This window comes from Blautia sp. DFI.9.10 (assembly GCF_024461705.1).
Lineage (GTDB): Bacteria > Bacillota > Clostridia > Lachnospirales > Lachnospiraceae > Blautia_A > Blautia_A fusiformis.
In genome coordinates this window covers 110318-128390 of the sequence record NZ_JANGAA010000007.1, presented here as the reverse complement: position 1 = coordinate 128390, position 18073 = coordinate 110318, and the positions used below count along the sequence as shown (strand labels likewise).

Below are 18073 nucleotides of genomic sequence, written 5' to 3'. Positions count from 1 at the left end.
TTCCGGCCTCTGTTCAGAGCAGAAAAAAAATCTACTTTACCCTTTCTTTGGGATAAAGCAGATTTTTATTACACTTTGTGATCTGTGTTGCGATTTCAGCCGGGAACTTATCTGATCGCATCCTTCATCTCTTTCACATAAGCCTTCACCTTCGGCACGCAGTCTTTGCCGTAGGCACCACAAAGCTTCACGATCGCAGATCCTACAATGGCACCGTCTGACTGATCTGCCATTTTTTTTGCCTGCTCCGGTGTGGAGATTCCGAATCCTACTGCACATGGAATGTCTTTCTGAGCCTTTACTAATTTCACCATAGCTCCGATATCTGTGGTAATGCTGGTACGCATTCCTGTTACACCAAGGGAAGATACGCAGTAAACAAAGCCTTCCGCCTCTTTTGCGATCATGGCGATCCGCTCATGGGAGGTCGGTGCGATCAGGGAGATCAGGTCAAGGCCGTACTGTTTGCACACAACATCAAACTCTTCTTTTTCCTCAAACGGAACATCCGGAAGAATCAGTCCATCCATTCCAACTTCCGCTGCTTTCTTGATAAAACGCTCTGTTCCGTAAGAAAATACTACGTTTGCATAGGTCATGAATACCATTGGGATTTTTGTATTTTTACGGATTTTTTCTACCATTGAAAAAACTTTATCTGTAGTCACACCGCCTGCAAGTGCCCGGACATTGGCTTCCTGGATCACAGGTCCCTCTGCGGTAGGATCTGAGAACGGGATCCCAAGCTCGATCAGATCTGCTCCTGCTTCTTCCATTGCATAAACCAGCTGCTCTGTTACCTCCAGAGACGGATCTCCGCAGGTCAAAAAAGGAATAAATGCTTTTCCGTTTGCAAATGCCTCTGTAATTCTCTTATTCATGAATATCCTCCCCTCTGTAGCGGGCGATTGCCACACAGTCCTTATCTCCACGTCCTGAAATAGTAACTACCATGATCTTGTCCTTTCCAAGTGTCGGTGCGATCTTTTTCGCATAGGCCACTGCGTGGGCACTTTCGATCGCAGGAATGATTCCTTCTGTTCTGGAAAGATATTCAAAAGCCTCTACTGCTTCGTCATCTGTAACAGGAACGTACTCTGCTCTTCCGATATCATAAAGGTGTGCATGCTCCGGACCTACACCCGGGTAATCAAGACCTGCGGAGATGGAGTATACCGGTGCGATCTGTCCGTATTCATCCTGGCAGAAGTAAGATTTCATACCATGGAAGATTCCGAGACGACCGGTTGCGATGGTTGCCGCAGTCTCCGCAGTATTCACGCCACGTCCTGCTGCCTCACAGCCGATGAGACGAACGTCTTTGTCCTCAATGAAATTGTAGAAGGTTCCGATAGCATTGGAGCCGCCGCCCACACAAGCCAGGACAACATCCGGAAGTCTGCCCTCTTTTTCCAGCATCTGTTCTTTGATTTCCTTGGAGATCACGGCCTGGAAATCACGTACGATGGTCGGGAACGGGTGCGGGCCCATAACAGATCCCAGTACATAATGGGTATCTGCAATACGGTTTGTCCACTCACGCATGGTCTCGGAAACGGCATCCTTTAAGGTTGCGGTTCCGCTTGTGACTGCATGGACCTTTGCTCCGAGGAGACGCATTTTATATACGTTCAGAGCCTGACGCTCGGTGTCCTCTTTTCCCATGAATACCTCACATTCCATTCCCATCAGTGCTGCTGCGGTTGCAGTTGCAACACCGTGCTGGCCGGCTCCTGTCTCTGCGATGACACGGGTCTTGCCCATTTTTTTTGCCAGGAGCACCTGACCAAGTACGTTGTTGATCTTGTGGGCTCCTGTGTGGTTTAAGTCTTCTCTTTTCAGATAGATCTTGGCTCCGCCAAGGTCCTCGGTCATATGTGCCGCATAGTAAAGACGGGATGGTCTTCCTGCGTATTCATTGAGAAGCTCTGTGAGCTCACGGTTGAATTCCGGATCGTTTTTGTAATGGTTGTATGCTTCCTCAAGCTCCAGAACGGCGTTCATCAGTGTTTCCGGGATGTACTGTCCGCCATGGATGCCGAATCTTCCTTTTGACATGTTATATTTCCTCCTTTATGTTCCTTACTGCGTATACTGCTTCTAATATTTTATCCGGGTCTTTGTGACCGTCGGTTTCTACACTGCTGCTTAAATCTACTGCCCAGGGGTGAAGCAGATGTATGGCCGATTCCAGATTTTCACAGCCCAGACCTCCTGCCAGAAACCAGGGACGTTTGATCGCCGGTACCAGACTCCAGTCGAAAGTTTCTCCTGTTCCTCCTGCGCCCTGATCCAGCAGAATATAGTCTGCTTCCGAACGGATCGTTTTCTTTATATCTGCTTCTGTTTTTATGGAAAAAGCCTTTATCAGAAGCTGGTCTGTCATGGTCTTAAGCTGTCTGATATAATTCTCGTCCTCCTGGCCGTGAAGCTGTGCCAGTGCGATGGTTCCCTCGTTTAAAAGCTGTGCGGGAAGCTCCACCGGTGCATTGACGAATACGCCTACCGGCAAAATGCTATCATCCAGTTCTTCCCGGAAAGCCTTCAATTGCTCCACGGTGACGTTTCTTCTACTTTTTGGGAATTCTACAATGAATCCTGCAAAGTCCGGTTTAGCCTGGTTCACTGCCTGGATATCTTCCGGGCGGGTCAGGCCGCAGATCTTGATCCTGGTTCTGCTCCCATGTTTCAACGGTTGTTCTCTCATATTCAGCCAATCCTGCCCTTTCTGTATGACCCTGCCCCTTCCTGTTTCGTTACTATTTGCTGCTGGTCAGCTCTGTTACTTATTTACTCTATTCTTTCGTTTGGCCTTTATACAAGCGCTCCACCATTCAGATTTTCCAATGCAGCTTTCTTATCCGGGCTTCGCATCAGGGTCTCACCGATCAGGACTGCACCTACCCGGTTTCTTTCCAGGATAGCGATATCACCTGCGTTTTTGATTCCGCTCTCAGACACAAATACCACATTGTCCGGTGCCAGGTTTCGAAGACGGATGCTGTTATTCATATCAACCTTAAAGGTTTTCAGGTCACGGTTATTTACACCGACGATCTTTGCACCTGTCTTTAATGCTCTTGCCACTTCATTCTCGTCATGAGCTTCCACCAGTGCATCCATTCCCAGAGTTTCTGCAAGCTCTCGGTATTCCAGGAGTTCCTGGTCATTTAAGATAGCACAGATCAGAAGCACTGCCGATGCACCGAATGCTTTTGCCTGATAGATCATGTACTTATCCACCGTGAAGTCCTTCCGAAGGACCGGAATATCCACTGTTTCTGTGATCTCACGGAGATAAGTGTCACTTCCCATGAAATAAAATGGCTCTGTGAGGCAGGAGATCGCAGATGCACCTGCTGCCTCGTATTCTTTCGCAATTTCCAGATACGGAAATTCCGGTGCGATCAGCCCCTTGGAGGGGGAAGCTTTTTTTACTTCACAGATGTAGGACATACCCGGCTTTTTCAACGCTTCCAGAAAGGACGGCTGCTGTGGTGCTTTTTCTGCCAGGGTTTTCAGCTGATCCAGGGGAAACTGACGTTTTTCCTTCCGGATACGTTCTCTTGTTTTTTCTGCGATTTCCTCCAGAATGTTTTTTTCGCTCATTCTTTGTTTGTCTCCTTGATATTTCAGTTCAACTCTCATTCGGCAATTTCAAGAAATCTGACAGATTAATGTTTCCGTTCGTATCTCTTCCGATAGGGATTGTCGATTTCTCTTCTGCCGCTATTATTTTCAAATCTCGTTACTTAATTTGATGAATTCCGCAAGCTTGGCAGCAGCTGCACCACTGTCGATCAGATCTTCAGCCTTTCTTACGCCGGCTTCCAGGCTCTCTGCCTTTCCTGCGATATAAAGTGCTGCACCTGCGTTCATGCAGACCGCCTGACGCTTCGGGCCTTTTTCGGTTCCGTTTACAATGGCTTTTGTGATCTCTGCGTTCTCTGCCGGTGTGCCGCCTGCCAGATCTTCTTTGCTGCAGCGTGTATAGCCGAACTGCTCCGGTGTGATCTCATAGGACTGGAACCATCCGTCCTTGATCTCGCACACAGAAGTCGGTGCGCTCATGGAGATCTCATCCAGCTTATCCTGCCCGAAAACTACCATTCCGCGGTTCACGCCAAGCTTCATCATAACCTGTGCCAGCGGCTCTACCAGAGACTGGTCAAAGACTCCCATCAGCTCCATGTTTGCGCCTGCCGGGTTGCTTAATGGTCCGAGGATATTAAATACCGTGCGGATTCCCAGCTCTTTACGGATCGGTGCCACATATTTCATGGCAATATGATAATTCTGGGCGAACAGGAAACAGATGTTGATCTTTTTCAGGATCTCTGCACTTTTTTCCGGCGGGATGGTGATCTTTACGCCAAGTGCTTCCAGAACATCTGCTGCACCGCTCTTGGAAGATGCTGCACGGTTTCCGTGTTTTGCTACCGGAACGCCACCTGCTGCGATCACAAGAGAAGATGTCGTAGAAATGTTAAAGGAGTTTGCTCCATCACCACCGGTTCCTACGATCTCCAGAACATTCATATCGTGGAGAAGCTTGATGCAGTGTGCACGCATTCCGGCTGCTGATGCAGTGATCTCATCAATAGTCTCTCCTTTCAGGGAAAGTGCAGTAAGGTAGGATGCCATCTGTACCGGTGTTGCCGCTCCGTCCATGATCTCATTCATTACGGCTTCTGCTTCGTTATATGTAAGATCTTCTTTTTTTGAAAGCTTGATGATTGCTTCTTTGATCATTGTTGTTTCCTCCTGTTCTGTAATGATTCTATCTTTTATGGATTGCTGTTCTCTGTCTTATCTGTCTCTGATAACCTTCATAAAGTTCTCGATCATTGTTTTTCCATCCGGTGTCATAACAGATTCCGGATGGAACTGTAATCCGAATATCGGATATTCTTTATGCTCCAGTGCCATCACCTCTCCGTCCTCAGACTCAGCGGTAACAACCAGTTTCTCCGGTAAAGTATCCCTGATAGCTGCCAGTGAGTGATATCTGGCTGCCGGAAAAGTTTCCGGAAGTCCTTCAAACATCAGGCTCTTTCCAACTTTATGTATCTCTTTCTGCTTTCCGTGCATCAGCTCTTTTGCGTAGGATACTGTCCCTCCGAAGGCTTCACAGATGGACTGATGTCCAAGGCAGATACCCAGGATCGGCAGCTTGTCTTTGAAATATTTTATGGATTCAATACAGATTCCCGCATCCTCCGGTTTTCCCGGACCAGGGGAAAGGATCAATGCCTCCGGCTTCATGGCCTCCAGCTCTTTGATGGTCACTTCATCATTTCTTACCACTTTGATATCCGGCTCCACAGAACCGATCAGCTGGTAAACATTGTAGGAAAAGCTATCATAATTATCGATCAGTACTATCATTCCAGTCCCTCCTGTGCAGTTTCGATTGCCTGTACAACGGCTCTTGCCTTGTTGCAGCACTCCTGAAATTCACTTTCCGGAATGCTGTCTGCTACGATCCCTGCTCCTGACCGGATACAGATCTCACCGTTTTTCTTATAAACCAGGCGAATGGCAATACAGGTATCCAGGTTTCCGGCAAAATCCAGATATCCGATAGCACCGCCGTAAATGCCTCGCTTGCTCTGTTCCAGTTCCTGGATGATCTGGCAGGCACGGAATTTCGGTGCTCCGGAAAGTGTTCCTGCCGGAAGGATGGCATCCACTGCATCCACCGCATCCCTGTCATCCCGGATCTGGCCGGTAACTGTGGAACCAATATGCATCACATGAGAAAAACGCTCAATGCACATATATTTTTCTACGTTCACAGTACCGATCTTACTGATCTTTCCGATATCATTTCGCCCAAGATCCACAAGCATGTTGTGCTCGGCACGTTCCTTCTCATCAGCCAGGAGTCCTTTTTCCAGCGCCAGGTCTTCTTCTTTTGTCTTGCCTCTTGGTCTTGTTCCTGCAAGCGGGAAGGTACTTAATTCTGTTCCTGCAAGCCTGGCAAGTGTTTCCGGGGAGGCTCCTGCAATCTCAATATCATCACTGGAAAAATAAAACATATACGGCGAAGGATTGGTAGCCCTGAGAACACGGTAGGTATCAAACAGACTTCCCTCTGCTTTCGCTCGCATCGGATTGGAGAGCACCACCTGGAAAATATCTCCTTCGTGGATGTAATGCTTCGCTTTCTCAACCATCTCACAGTATTTTGCTTTCGGAAACTGCGGCTCAATGGAAGATTTCAGTTTCAAGGACGGAAATTCCTTCTGTTTTCCGTTTCGGATCAGATCTGCCATCTCTTTTAATTTTGCTTCCGCCTTCTGGTAGGAATTTTCCGGATCATCCGTCATCACCCCGGTGATCAGAAGCACCTTCTGTCTGTAATGGTCAAAGGCAATGACCTGGTCAAAGAGCATTAGATCCATATCTCTGAAATCTTCTACCGTCTTATCGGTAAGCTCCAGCTTCGGTTCACTGTATTTAATATAATCGTAGGAAAAATAGCCTACCAGGCCGCCGGTAAAGGTTGGCATTTTTTCCAGTACCGGGCTTTTGTATTCCTTCAGGATCTTTCGAATAGCATCTCCGGGATGTTTTACCTGCTGCTTTGTTATTTCTTCGGTACCGTCCTCATGGATCTTTCGGATCTGAAGATTTCCATCGGTACAGGTGATCTCCATGGATGGTTCATATCCCAGGAAGGAATAGCGTCCCCATACCTCTGTCTGGCTGGCACTTTCCAGCAGATAGCAGTGTCTGCTGGCTGTGCGAAGAGTCCGCATCACTTCTACAGGTGTATAGCGGTCGGAATACAGTTCTCTGCATACGGGAATACGCCGGTATTCCCCTGACTTTGCGATTTCTCTTAATCCTTCTAATGCTGGATACATATTCAGTCCCTCCTGATCTACATTTATGTAACAAAAAAAGCCCGTCTCCGACAGAATCTGGTTCTGTCAGGGACGAGCTCTAAATTCAAAATCACCCGCGGTGCCACCCTGATTCACGGTCTGACCCGTGCACTTGGCGGAATACCTTCATATTCCCGGCAACTGACGTATGCCCTCACGTCACAGAATACTTGATATCCGAAAATATCTTTCCCTGTGCCCTCTGCGGTCCATTTGATAAACTGCCTCTCGACCCGGCTCTCACCCTCCCGGACTCTCTGTGCGCGCATGAATATCTTTATCTCCGCTTCAACGGTTTAGTGGTTTAGTGGTTTACTCAATTAATTTTTTTCTATAAAATAGCACAGCTTTTCTGATATGTCAATACAAAAGTTGAAAAAAATATCATTTTGTTCTATAATTGTATGAAAGTAATTGTTATAAATATTACATAAGAAAGGAGTTTCACCAGAAAAACACTATGGCTGAAAGAAATACAAACACCTGGCTGGATACCCCTGATCCACAGGTTTTTATCAAAAATTCCGCAAAATTTAATGATCTGATGATGATGTATCGATGTACGGTCCGTGAGGTACGCACCAAGCTGGAAGTCCTCAACGATGAATTTTCATTGGAATATAAACGTAACCCGATCTCCTTCATCAAAACAAGGATCAAAAAGCCGGAAAGCATTTACAAAAAGCTCAAAAAGCTCGGCTATGAGTTTACTGCGGAGAATATTCAGAATCAGCTGAATGACGTGGCAGGCATCCGTGTTGTCTGTGCCTTTATCGATGATATCTACACTATTGCAGACCTGATCACCAGGCAGGATGACATTACCGTCATCCAGGTAAAGGACTATATCAAAAATCCAAAGCCAAACGGCTACCGCAGTTATCACATGATCGTGGAAATCCCCGTATTCTTCTCCAAGGGAAAAACTCCCATGCGTGCAGAGATCCAGATCCGTACCAACGGTATGGATTTCTGGGCAACTCTGGAGCATCAGCTGCGTTACAAGCAGAATATCGAAGAAATGGACGGTTATGAGGATGTCAGCAATGAACTGCTGAACTGCGCCCGCACTGTGATCGATATGGATAACGAAATGCAGCGGATCAAAAACAAGATCGGACAATTCCATGATATTTAAAAAAACAGGTGAGGCTGTTACAGCCTCACCTGTTCTTTCTCACTGTTTTTCACCCGGAACGCCCGTGGTGTCATGTGATAATGTTCCTTGAATACCCGATGAAAATAACTGTTATTTTCATAGCCTACAGCCGCAATGATGTCACTGACAGGCAGATCTGTTTCACACATCAGCTCTACAGCCTTGTTCAGACGTTTTCTCTGAAGAAGTTCCTTGAAATTAAACCCTGTGCTTTTCTTGATCATCTTACTGAGGACATGCATGGGAAGATGCAGACGACCACAAAGCTCCGTCAGCGTAGCAGTCCGGTATTTCTGTTCAATATAATCCAGTGTTGTCATAGAGATCATATTTTCGTACTGATTGGGCAGACGCATCTCCACATACTGCACCGATTCTATCAGATACATGAATATCAGGCCCATTGTGGTCTGATTGATCCGCTCTCTGTTCTCCTCACCGTTTACAAGAGAATAGATGATATTTTCCAGAAGATTCTGGATCTGCAGCACTTCCGCAACCTTAAAATGAAGATATTCCCCACGCTCTTCATCCTGTCGCAGGACATTCACCAGAAAATCTGCCAGCATATTGTCATTGCCCGCCATGGAATAGGCCACATCAAAAAACTCCGGCAGCACCATAAAATTGATCGCAATATCATTCTGCCCCGCTTTCAGAATCTCATGCTTCGTAAACTGATTGAGAAAAAGCAGCTCGCCTTTGTTAACTATGACTTTTTTTCCGTCAATGATATTAGTCAGAGATCCCTCACACACATACAGCACTTCCACAAAATTATGCCTGTGAGCCGGAAAATACACAAAACGGGTGTGTGTACGCACAGCGATCAGCCTGCCTTCTTTCAGCATTTTACGGCTGTCCACAGTAAAGTCCCGACCGGATGTGTAGAGATCTCTATCCACCTCTGCTTCTCCATCCAGGATTTTTCTCTCTTCCTCTGTGATCTTTCTCAGCTGATCCAGTAATGCCTGCTGCATGTGTTTTGCTCCTTCATCTGTTCATGGTTTTCTATTCTGCTGTCCTCATTTTAACACCGCAGCCATAAGAGTACAACCAGAATCAAAAGACTGAAATTTTTTCGGAAACCTTCTATACACCAAATTCAAATATACGAAACAAGGCGGAGTCCGAAGACTCCGCCTTGTCCCAAAAGGATTTATCATATGATTATACAGTCAATCTGAGGATTGATTAGTACAGCTTAGCCATCTCCTCGATGTTGCTTGTATCGAATTTCAGAGGTGCACCAAGAACAACCTCTGTACCGCCGTCATCTGCCTCTGTTACTGTGTAGTCACCAAGGTCACCAGCTGTGAATTTGTCATCTTTAGCACCTGTGATGTCTTCGTTGATCAGAGCGATTGTTGTGTAAGCACTGAGTTTTCCAAGGCCCTGCATATCCCACAGATAGAAGTATGGGCAGGAATGAGAATCATCATCACCTGTGTACTCCTGCATCTCGGATGGAAGTCCAAGACCTGTCAGCTTACAGGAAGATCCGTTATCCTGAAGATATTTAGCAGCTGCTGCGATACCAACTGTTGTAGGTGCGCAGATAACCTTCAGATCCTTGTAGTTCTGAAGAAGAGCTGCTGTCTGGTCTGTGGATTTCTGCGGCTCATCATCACCGTATACAACGTCTACAAGCTCAAGCTTGCTGTATTTGTCATCGCCTTCCATGATGGTCTTCATCGCGTCGATCCATGCGTTCTGGTTAGCGGACTGAGATGTAGCGGAAAGGATAGCGAACTGTCCCTCACCACCGGAAATATCAAGAACTGCATCCATAAGTGCCTGAGCAACTTCTTTTGTACCAGCCTGGTTTACGAAAATCTCACGGCTGTCTTTGTTCGGTGCGGAGTCGAAGGAAGATACCTTGATTCCCTCATCCATAGCTTCCTCAAGCTTAGCCTGAAGAGCGTTAACATCGTTAGCGGAGATACAGATTGCATCGAAGTCCTGAGAAATCAGGTTGTCAAGAACCTTGATCTGCGCATCAGCTGTAGCTGTCTCAGGATAAACGACCTGAACCTCGCCGCCTTCAGCCTCTACTGTCTCCTGGAAAGATTTCGCTGCGATCTCGAAGAATGCATTACCGGCTGCTTTACCAACCAGAGCGATCTTTTTGCCTTTTGCAGAATCGCCAGCTGCTGCTTCTGTCTTAGTATCTTCGGATTTGTCATCTGCTGCAAGAACCGGGCAAACTGTACCAAGAACCATTGCTCCACAAAGGATTGCGCTAATTACCTTTTTTTTCATTGTTGTTCCTCCCTATAAGAATATAATTTTTTTATATGCTACTGCCTCCGCTACACCAATGGAGGCAGCTAACAATCATATGAGTTTCAAAAGTGATATTTAGTTTTTCTTCATTGCGACTGCTTTTTTCACATCGCCGATGATATTCGGAAGAGCTACTGCTGCTACCAGAAGTACACCGATGATGAGAAGGATCACCTGAGCATTTACGTTCTTCTGTCCAAGGCCAACTCGTAAGCATACGATGATGAATGCAGAAATGATACCGCCGGCCAGGTTACCTTTACCACCTGTGGAGGAGATACCTCCGAATACTGCCATTGCAATGGCATCCATCTCAAATCCGTTACCGGTTGTTGTATTTGCACCGTAGGAAGAGGATACCAGGAATACTGCGCAAAGTCCGGACATAAGTCCCATAACTGTGTAGATGATGAAACGGATCTTCTCTACGTGAACACCTGCGTAATAAGCTGCCACACGGTTTGTTCCGATCGCATATGTACGGCGTCCAAATGTACTCTTTCCAAGAAAGATCGCAAAAAGTACACCAAGGATCAGCACCAGGAAAAGAATATATGGAATATTTCCAACCTTTCCACCGATAGCACGGAAGCCATCTGTGTTTGTGATCGCAATACTTCCGCCGGCTCCAAGTGTTACCTCAGCGATACCACGGAAGATGATCTGTGTTGCCAGTGTTACGATCATTGGAGGCAGCTCCTTGAAACGGGTAAGGATAAATCCGTTAACCGCACCACAGAGGGCACCAACAACCAGTGCTGTAAGTACTACTACAATGAACGGAGCGTTTGTGTTGCAGACCATACAGCTTAAGGTAGCGGAGAGACACACGATCGCACCTACGGAAATATCAATCTCGCCTAATACCAGGATGTACGCCATTGGAAACATCATGAATACCTCTGCAAGGTAAACCGGCATCTGACGAAGAACACTCTTCATATTATAAAACTCAGAAAATGATGCGCAGAAAATATTTACCAGGATAAAGAGAATGACCAGGATGCCTTCCCAACTGAATATGATGTGTTTCATCGGATTTTCCGGCACATTGTTAATACTTCTTCCAGATTTTCCAGCCATGATTTACATCTCCCTTCCCTTTAATGCGTTTTTATCTGCGATTCTCTGCAGAACAACGTTGATCACAACTACTACCAGGATGATAACACCCTTGATCATGTTCTGCCACAGTGAACTGATACCTACAAGCGGAAGAGCTTTTGCGATCGTTGCAAGGATAATGGAACCGAGGAATGCACCTACTACGGTTCCACGTCCACCGCTCATGCTTACACCACCGATAACGCAGGCTGCGATAACATCCATCTCACCACCGTACTGCATATCAGGCATTGCAGAAGCATAAACAGATACCTGAAGTGCTCCGCCAAGACCTGCGAGGAATCCCATGATCACATATACAAGAAGGTTGATATTCTTTGCATTGATACCGGAAACCTGTGCTGCACTTGCGTTACTTCCTACTGCGTAGATCCTACGACCGGTTCTTGTCCATTTCATAAAGAAGAAGAATACTACGTAGCATACGATGATCACCCAGATTACCTTGTTGATTCCAAGGAAATTTGTGGTGGCAAAATTCTTAAAATCACCGAGAGCTGCGGCACTTGCCCACTCACCACCGTGAGAAACAAGATATCCCATTGCTCTGTAGATGTACATAAAGCCCATGGTTGCAATGATCGGCGGAACGTTTGCTCTTGAAATTACAAGACCTACAACCAGTCCGCAGGCAATACCGATTGCCATTGCAATGATGAAAGCAAGTAATGTGCTTGTGATATGTCCGTATTTCAGAAGCATACCGATGGACATACCGGAAAGTGCCAGAGTTGACATAATGGAAATATCAATTCCGCCTACCAGCATGACACATAACATACCAAGTGACATTACCATTGTTACTGCATTATTTTTCAGCATCTCCATGAGTGACTTTGGCGTAAGGAATGACGGGCTGATCGCTGTGACAACTGCAAACAGCACGATTACGATAATTGCCAGCAGAGCCTCTCGGGAGCCTGTAATCTTCTTGATGACAGATTTCTTTTCCATTATTTAGTCCCCTTTCCAGTGCTCTTTTCCATGGACAGCTCAAGGATTCCCTCCTGTGTTGCCTCTCCTCTGTTCAGTTCTCCTGTCTTGCGGCCATTACACATAACAATGATACGGTCCGCCATACCCAGGATCTCCGGCATCTCGGAAGAGATCAGGATGATTGCATATCCTTTCTTTGCAAGGTCTCCCATGATCGCATAAATCTCAGCTTTGGCTCCGACATCGACACCCTTTGTCGGCTCATCCATGATAACTACTTTCATTTCCTGAGCAAGAGCTTTCGCAACAACAACTTTCTGCTGGTTACCACCAGACAGAGAGCTTGCCGGCTGGAAGATATCGACTGCCTTGGTATCTACTTCCTCAAGAAGTTTCTTGGAAAGTTCTCTTTCTGCCTTCTCATCGTTAAATCCGGATTTTGCATATTTGCTGATGATCGGAAGTGTTACGTTTCTTCCAAGTCCCCAGCTCATAACCAGACCCTGTTTCTGTCTGTCCTCTGGAAGAAGGATGATACCTTTTTCCATTGCATCAGACGGAGTCTTGATATAAATTTCTTTTCCCTCAAGGAAAACTTTTCCTTCGTCCGGACGGGTAATTCCACAGACAGCTTCCATAACCTCTGTACGTCCTGCACCAACCAGACCGGTAAGACCTACGATCTCGCCTGCATGTACATTGAAAGAAACATCCTTGAAAAATCCTATTCTGGAAAGATGTTCGATACGGAGCATCTCATCTCCAAACTTCACTTCCGGTTTCGGGAACAGATCGTTAATCTCACGACCAACCATTGCCTTGATCAGATCTGCGTTTGTGATTCCATCTACATCATAGGTTCCAATGTACTGGGAATCACGGAATACGGTAACTCTGGAAGCCAGACGGTACATATCTTCGAAACGATGGGAGATAAAGATAATGGAAACACCATTCTCTTTCAGCTTGTCAACCAGTGTGTAAAGCTTCTCGGACTCGTTTCTGGTAAGTGCTGCTGTCGGCTCATCCAGAATGATGATCTTCGCATTTGTGGAAAGTGCCTTGGCGATCTCGACCATCTGCTGCTGTGCAACAGAAAGTGTACCCATCTCTGCTGTTGCGTCAAAGTCTGCATCCAGCTCCTTCAGGTACTTGTTTGCCTCCTGATTCATCTCTTTCCACTGGATCATATGATGTTTAATGATCTCATGACCCATAAAAATATTTTCGGCTACTGTAAGATGCGGATATGATGTAGGGTGCTGATATACGGCAGCGATACCTGCCTCCTGGGCATCCTTCGGACCTTTGAAGTCAACCTTCTGTCCGTTTAAGAACATCTCACCCTCTTCTGCCTTATGTACTCCGGTAATAACCTTGATAAACGTAGATTTACCAGCACCATTCTCACCCATCAGCGCATGAACTTCGCCAGGTTTGAGCTGGAACTGTACATTATTCAGAGCTTTGACACCGGGGAATATCTTCGTAATACCTTTTAATTCAAGAACATATTCTGACACGGCTCTTTCTCCTCCCTTTCCTTTAATCTGATTATATTCTATCATCCGGCCCACAGATTGATAATGGGAATATTTTTGGATAAGGGTAAAATATTCTTCTTTTCCCTGTAAAATATTACTCATAAACCATTGTCCCATTCTCGTATTTCTATATACTTTATGCTATAATGATAACGCTGACGTTACAGTTTTCTGGGAATATAAACAGAGCTGTAAACGTCCGATTTACGAAGCTATAAAGCTATGCTCGATTGGAGAATTGTATATGAAATTACTGATCGTCGATGACGAAGAACTTACGCGTACCGGACTGATCTCATCTATCGACTGGGATTCTCTGGGAATCACCGAGATCCTTCAGGCAGATGATGGTGTGAACGGACTGGAAATGGCCAGACTGTATAAACCTGAGATCATTCTCTGCGATGTACGGATGCCGCGGATGACAGGCATTGCCATGCTGGAGCGTCTGGAGAAATTCCTGCCGGACAGTATCCCTATCTTTATGAGCGGATATTCTGACAAAGAGTATCTGAAAGCTGCCATCAAACTAAAAGCCATCAATTACATCGAAAAGCCTCTGCATCCCGAGGAAGTACAGGCGGCAGTTCTGGAAGCGCAGACTCTTTACAAACAAAAGCTCCGCTCCCATCGTGGCGAAGCGATCCATTCTCAGGAAATCGCTACCCGGCTGGCACAACAGCTGACTCTTCCACCTTCCGATAACAACAAAATTGCAGATCTCTGTCTGGAACTGGGGCAGCCGGAGCTTCTTGAGAACGGCATGAATTTTACCTCTGTGATCGTAAAGCTTAATGAATCTGTGGAGGCTTCCGGTATTTTCCTGGAAGATCTCCAGAACGACATTTCCTGTTTTCTGGAGCATTACCATCTGAAATGTCTTTTTGTGGAAAAAAGAGTTCAGTATCTGGTCCACCATATATATGGAAGGAATGCCCTTTCCCCGACTACCCTTTCCGCAGTGGGAAGCTATATTTCCAGACAATATGACACCTGCGGAAAGCATCTGATCGCAGCCGGAAATACCGTAACGGATATTTTCAAGGTTTATCAGTCCTACGCTTCTGCCGTGATCCTTCTGCAGAACTGTTTTTTCTTTCCGGAAAAAACATTTCTGACGGAAAATGCCATCCGCCTGCTTTCACCGAAGGGACCGGTTCCGGATTCCCTGCATTCACCGGAAAATACTTTTTCCAAATATCTCCTGGCCGGAGAAGAAGAACCCTGTTTTCAGTTTCTTGATGAGCTTTTCCGGTATTATAGCTGCAATCACACATTTATGCCTAACCAGATCCGTGATCTTTATTACCAGCTATTTAATACACTTTCGGCTTCCCGTAAAAAAAATCAGCTGGAAACCGAACTTCATGAAAAGCAGGATCTGATCGTAGATACGTTAAACAACGCCTTCACCTACGAAGAGCTTCACAAAGCTCTGAAAGAAAAAACCGCCCAGTATTTTGAAGATGCGAAAAATTCCAAGCCGGAAAATTCCACGATCTTTATGATCAAGGATTATATCAGCCGGAACTATATGAACGATACACTTTCCGTAAAAGATATCAGCGGCCATGTATACCTTTCCGCATCTTATGTATGCACTTTTTTCAAAAGCGAGACCGGACAGACTCTCAATCAATATCTGACAGAATACCGAATGGAAAAGGCCAAGCAGCTGCTTTCCGATCCCAAATACAAGATTTCCGAGATTTCTTCCAAGGTAGGCTATACGGATGGCAATTACTTCGGAAAAAGCTTCAAAAAATACTCCGGCTTTTCCCCGTCTGAATACCGGGAGAAAATGTCATGAGGGCCCTCTGGCGCCGTTTCAAAAACGGCTACCTGAATTTAAACCTGCAGACAAAATTCACCATTGCCCTGATCAGCATTGTGGTAATTCCTGCCTGTCTTACCGCCTTTCTTTTTTATGGACGACTTTATAGCATGGTGGTTTCCAATACCATCCGGCAGGAACAGGACGCCTCCGCAAAAACTGCACCTCTGATCGAACGGACTATGGATACGATCCTCGCTACTACCCGGAATATTACAGGACAGAATTTTTTTCAGGAACTTTTTTATATGCCGGTCAGCGATTCAGCAGAACAGCTTGCAACATCTAACCATGCCACTGATTTTAAAAATGCCATTCAGCGTCTGACCGCAGATTCCATTGTTACCGATGTACAGATCTATGTGGATTTTCCTGATGATCTGAAGACACTGGATACTTATCCCAATACTGAGAATATCCTTGCTCCCTTAAGTCAGGCGAAAGGTACCTACTGGTACGGTATCTTTCAGGGAAACCGGAACACCCAGGAAATGTTCTGTCCTTCCTTCTATCTTGGTCCCAGGGAAAAAAAGAATTATGGTGATATGGCATATATCTGCCCTTTAAGCCTTTATTATCACTCCACTGCCTATAAGGCTTATCTGGCAGTGTATTATTCCGATGACAAGCTTACTTCCATTCTTTCCGACAATCTATCTCTGGAAGGAAGTGTTTCATATATTGTAAACGAACGTGATGCCATTGTTGCTACCTCAGATTTGTCATTATCCGGAATCTACCAACTGGATTACGACACCATCAAGGCTTCCTTTATGTCTTCCAATAACTTCATTGAGCGGAACATTCTGGACACAAAGGTTTATGCCGGTTTTTACAGCATTGCCAATACGGACTGGTTTATGGTGACGGTCCTTCCTTCCCCGCCGCTGATCCATGCGAGCAACCGACTGATGGTCCAGATCGTACTGATCTATGCAGTTTTTCTGGTTCTGGCTCTGATTTTTGCCAATGTACTGGCTCATTCCATTACCGGAAGACTTTCTTCTGTGATCCGGCAGATGCAGACCGTCCGCCACGGCCCGCCTACTCCTATGGAAAGTCCACAGGCACATGATGAGATCGGTAATCTTATCGATACCTACAACTATATGACTCGAAAAATGGAGGAACTGATGGAAAAGCAGGCTAAGGCTGCAGAAGATCTCCGGATCGCAGAATTCAATTCCCTCCAGGCACAGATCAATCCGCATTTTCTTTATAATACCATGGATATGATCAACTGGATGGCACTGCAGGGACAGACCGATGAGATCAGTCACGCAGTGCAAAGTCTTTCCCGTTTTTATAAGCTGACTCTGAGCCGCAAAAAAGGAATCTCTACCATTGCAAGGGAGCTGGAGCATGTAACCATCTACGTGCAACTTCAGAATATGCGCTACCACGACAGCATTGAGCTGATCACGGATATCCCGGATGAGCTTTCAGAATACCAGATCCCGAAGCTGACTCTTCAGCCTGTTGTGGAAAATTCCATTCTTCACGGGATCCTGGAAAAAGAATCAAAATCCGGAACTATTGTTATTACCGGATGGATGGAAAATGAGGATATTGTTCTTCTGATTTCCGATGACGGTGTTGGGATTTCGCCGGAAATCCTGTCAACTATCCTTTCCGGAAAGGGAAAAAGCCAGTCCGGCGGCACCAATATCGCAGTTTATAATACCCACCGGAGACTCCAAATTCTCTATGGAAATAATTACGGACTCACTTATTCCAGCAAGCCTGGAGAGGGGACGGATGTTGAGATCCGGTTCCCTGCACATCGTGAAAAGTAACTTACGTTCCAAAAAAATCTTTATTCAGAAATGAGGTATGACACTATATGAATACACAGCCAGAAGCTCTTTTATATAATTTTAACGACCCGGAACGGCTTCGCCAGATCCGCCGCTATCTGAACCGTCAGAAGGTTAAGACACGGATCGTCACTGCGCCGGAATTTCTTCATCCGCTGGGATATCTTTTTGAGATTCCGGGATTTCATCCCTCATCCCAGTTTAATCTGGGAAGCAATTTCAGTGATGAGATGATCGTGCTGAAGGATTTTTCCAGTGCACAGATGGATGGTTTTCTTGCTTTTTTCCGTGAAAACCAGATCCCACCTGTTGCACTGAAGGCCATGCTCACACCGGTAACTCAGCACTGGTCTTCCATCCAGCTGCACGATGAGCTTTCCAGGGAGCACACACTTATGCATAAAAAATAACTGCAAAACCAAAATCTGCCGAATCTGCCTGCTGCATTTCCGGCAGATCTTTTTTATCTTATTTTTCCC

At 45.9% G+C, this 18073-nt stretch carries 16 protein-coding genes; 4 read left to right on the top strand and 12 right to left on the bottom strand.

Going from position 1 to position 18073, the window contains the following annotated elements:
• Positions 1 to 107: 107 nt before the first annotated feature.
• The 7 genes from trpA to trpE all read right to left on the bottom strand — a co-directional run bounded on the left by trpA (position 108) and on the right by trpE (position 6872).
• Positions 108 to 881 carry a tryptophan synthase subunit alpha gene (gene trpA, locus NE671_RS06465; RefSeq protein WP_021652163.1) on the bottom strand — a complete coding sequence of 258 codons (774 nt, stop codon included), beginning with the start codon at positions 879 to 881 and terminating at the stop codon, positions 108 to 110.
• The gene (gene trpB / locus NE671_RS06460) at positions 874 to 2058 is read right to left on the bottom strand and encodes a tryptophan synthase subunit beta (RefSeq protein ID WP_256163797.1); all 1185 of its coding nucleotides are present in this window, start codon (positions 2056 to 2058) and stop codon (positions 874 to 876) included. Before trpB ends, trpA begins: the two co-directional genes overlap by 8 nt.
• Position 2059: 1 nt before the next feature.
• Positions 2060 to 2707 (bottom strand): phosphoribosylanthranilate isomerase, encoded by a 648-nt coding sequence (locus tag NE671_RS06455; RefSeq protein WP_256163796.1) that lies wholly within the window; start codon positions 2705 to 2707, stop codon positions 2060 to 2062.
• Between the two features lie 107 nt (positions 2708 to 2814).
• A complete protein-coding gene (gene trpC, locus NE671_RS06450; RefSeq protein WP_173741439.1) occupies positions 2815 to 3609 on the bottom strand; it encodes an indole-3-glycerol phosphate synthase TrpC in 795 nt (264 codons plus the stop codon).
• Positions 3610 to 3738: 129 nt separating this feature from the next.
• A complete protein-coding gene (trpD, locus tag NE671_RS06445) occupies positions 3739 to 4752 on the bottom strand; it encodes an anthranilate phosphoribosyltransferase (protein ID WP_256163795.1) in 1014 nt (337 codons plus the stop codon).
• A gap of 57 nt (positions 4753 to 4809) precedes the next feature.
• Positions 4810 to 5388 (bottom strand): anthranilate synthase component II, encoded by a 579-nt coding sequence (locus NE671_RS06440; RefSeq protein ID WP_186582437.1) that lies wholly within the window; start codon positions 5386 to 5388, stop codon positions 4810 to 4812.
• Positions 5385 to 6872 (bottom strand): anthranilate synthase component I, encoded by a 1488-nt coding sequence (trpE, locus tag NE671_RS06435; protein WP_256163794.1) that lies wholly within the window; start codon positions 6870 to 6872, stop codon positions 5385 to 5387. The genes NE671_RS06440 and trpE overlap by 4 nt, the downstream gene beginning before the upstream one ends.
• 481 nt (positions 6873 to 7353) lie before the next feature.
• Between trpE and NE671_RS06430 the strand changes: the two genes are divergently transcribed.
• On the top strand, positions 7354 to 8031 hold the full coding sequence (locus tag NE671_RS06430; protein ID WP_015527292.1) for a GTP pyrophosphokinase: 678 nt from the start codon (positions 7354 to 7356) through the stop codon (positions 8029 to 8031).
• A 17-nt stretch (positions 8032 to 8048) separates the two neighbouring features.
• On the opposite strand, the gene NE671_RS06425 is transcribed toward NE671_RS06430, so the two are convergent.
• The 5 genes from NE671_RS06425 to NE671_RS06405 form a co-directional block, all read right to left on the bottom strand.
• Positions 8049 to 9032, bottom strand: a complete 984-nt coding sequence (locus NE671_RS06425; RefSeq protein WP_092068556.1) for an AraC family transcriptional regulator — start codon at positions 9030 to 9032, stop codon at positions 8049 to 8051.
• A 214-nt stretch (positions 9033 to 9246) separates the two neighbouring features.
• Positions 9247 to 10314 carry a substrate-binding domain-containing protein gene (locus NE671_RS06420; RefSeq protein ID WP_022427045.1) on the bottom strand — a complete coding sequence of 356 codons (1068 nt, stop codon included), beginning with the start codon at positions 10312 to 10314 and terminating at the stop codon, positions 9247 to 9249.
• A 99-nt stretch (positions 10315 to 10413) separates the two neighbouring features.
• Positions 10414 to 11421, bottom strand: coding sequence for an ABC transporter permease (locus NE671_RS06415; protein ID WP_092068559.1), 1008 nt, complete (start codon positions 11419 to 11421; stop codon positions 10414 to 10416).
• 3 nt (positions 11422 to 11424) lie between these two features.
• On the bottom strand, positions 11425 to 12417 hold the full coding sequence (locus tag NE671_RS06410; protein ID WP_110102893.1) for an ABC transporter permease: 993 nt from the start codon (positions 12415 to 12417) through the stop codon (positions 11425 to 11427).
• Positions 12417 to 13922 (bottom strand): sugar ABC transporter ATP-binding protein, encoded by a 1506-nt coding sequence (locus NE671_RS06405; protein ID WP_110102921.1) that lies wholly within the window; start codon positions 13920 to 13922, stop codon positions 12417 to 12419. The genes NE671_RS06410 and NE671_RS06405 overlap by 1 nt, the downstream gene beginning before the upstream one ends.
• 265 nt (positions 13923 to 14187) lie before the next feature.
• On the opposite strand from NE671_RS06405, the gene NE671_RS06400 reads away from it, so the two are divergent.
• From NE671_RS06400 to NE671_RS06390, 3 genes are read left to right on the top strand one after another with little or no spacing between them, the layout of a single operon-like run.
• Complete coding sequence (locus tag NE671_RS06400) at positions 14188 to 15753, top strand: response regulator transcription factor (RefSeq protein ID WP_178015598.1); 1566 nt, start codon at positions 14188 to 14190, stop codon at positions 15751 to 15753.
• Entirely contained in the window at positions 15750 to 17573 is a 1824-nt protein-coding gene (locus tag NE671_RS06395) for a sensor histidine kinase (RefSeq protein WP_178015600.1), read from the top strand. Before NE671_RS06400 ends, NE671_RS06395 begins: the two co-directional genes overlap by 4 nt.
• A gap of 47 nt (positions 17574 to 17620) precedes the next feature.
• Positions 17621 to 18004, top strand: a complete 384-nt coding sequence (locus tag NE671_RS06390) for a DUF3783 domain-containing protein (RefSeq protein WP_118753054.1) — start codon at positions 17621 to 17623, stop codon at positions 18002 to 18004.
• Positions 18005 to 18073: the final 69 nt, after the last annotated feature.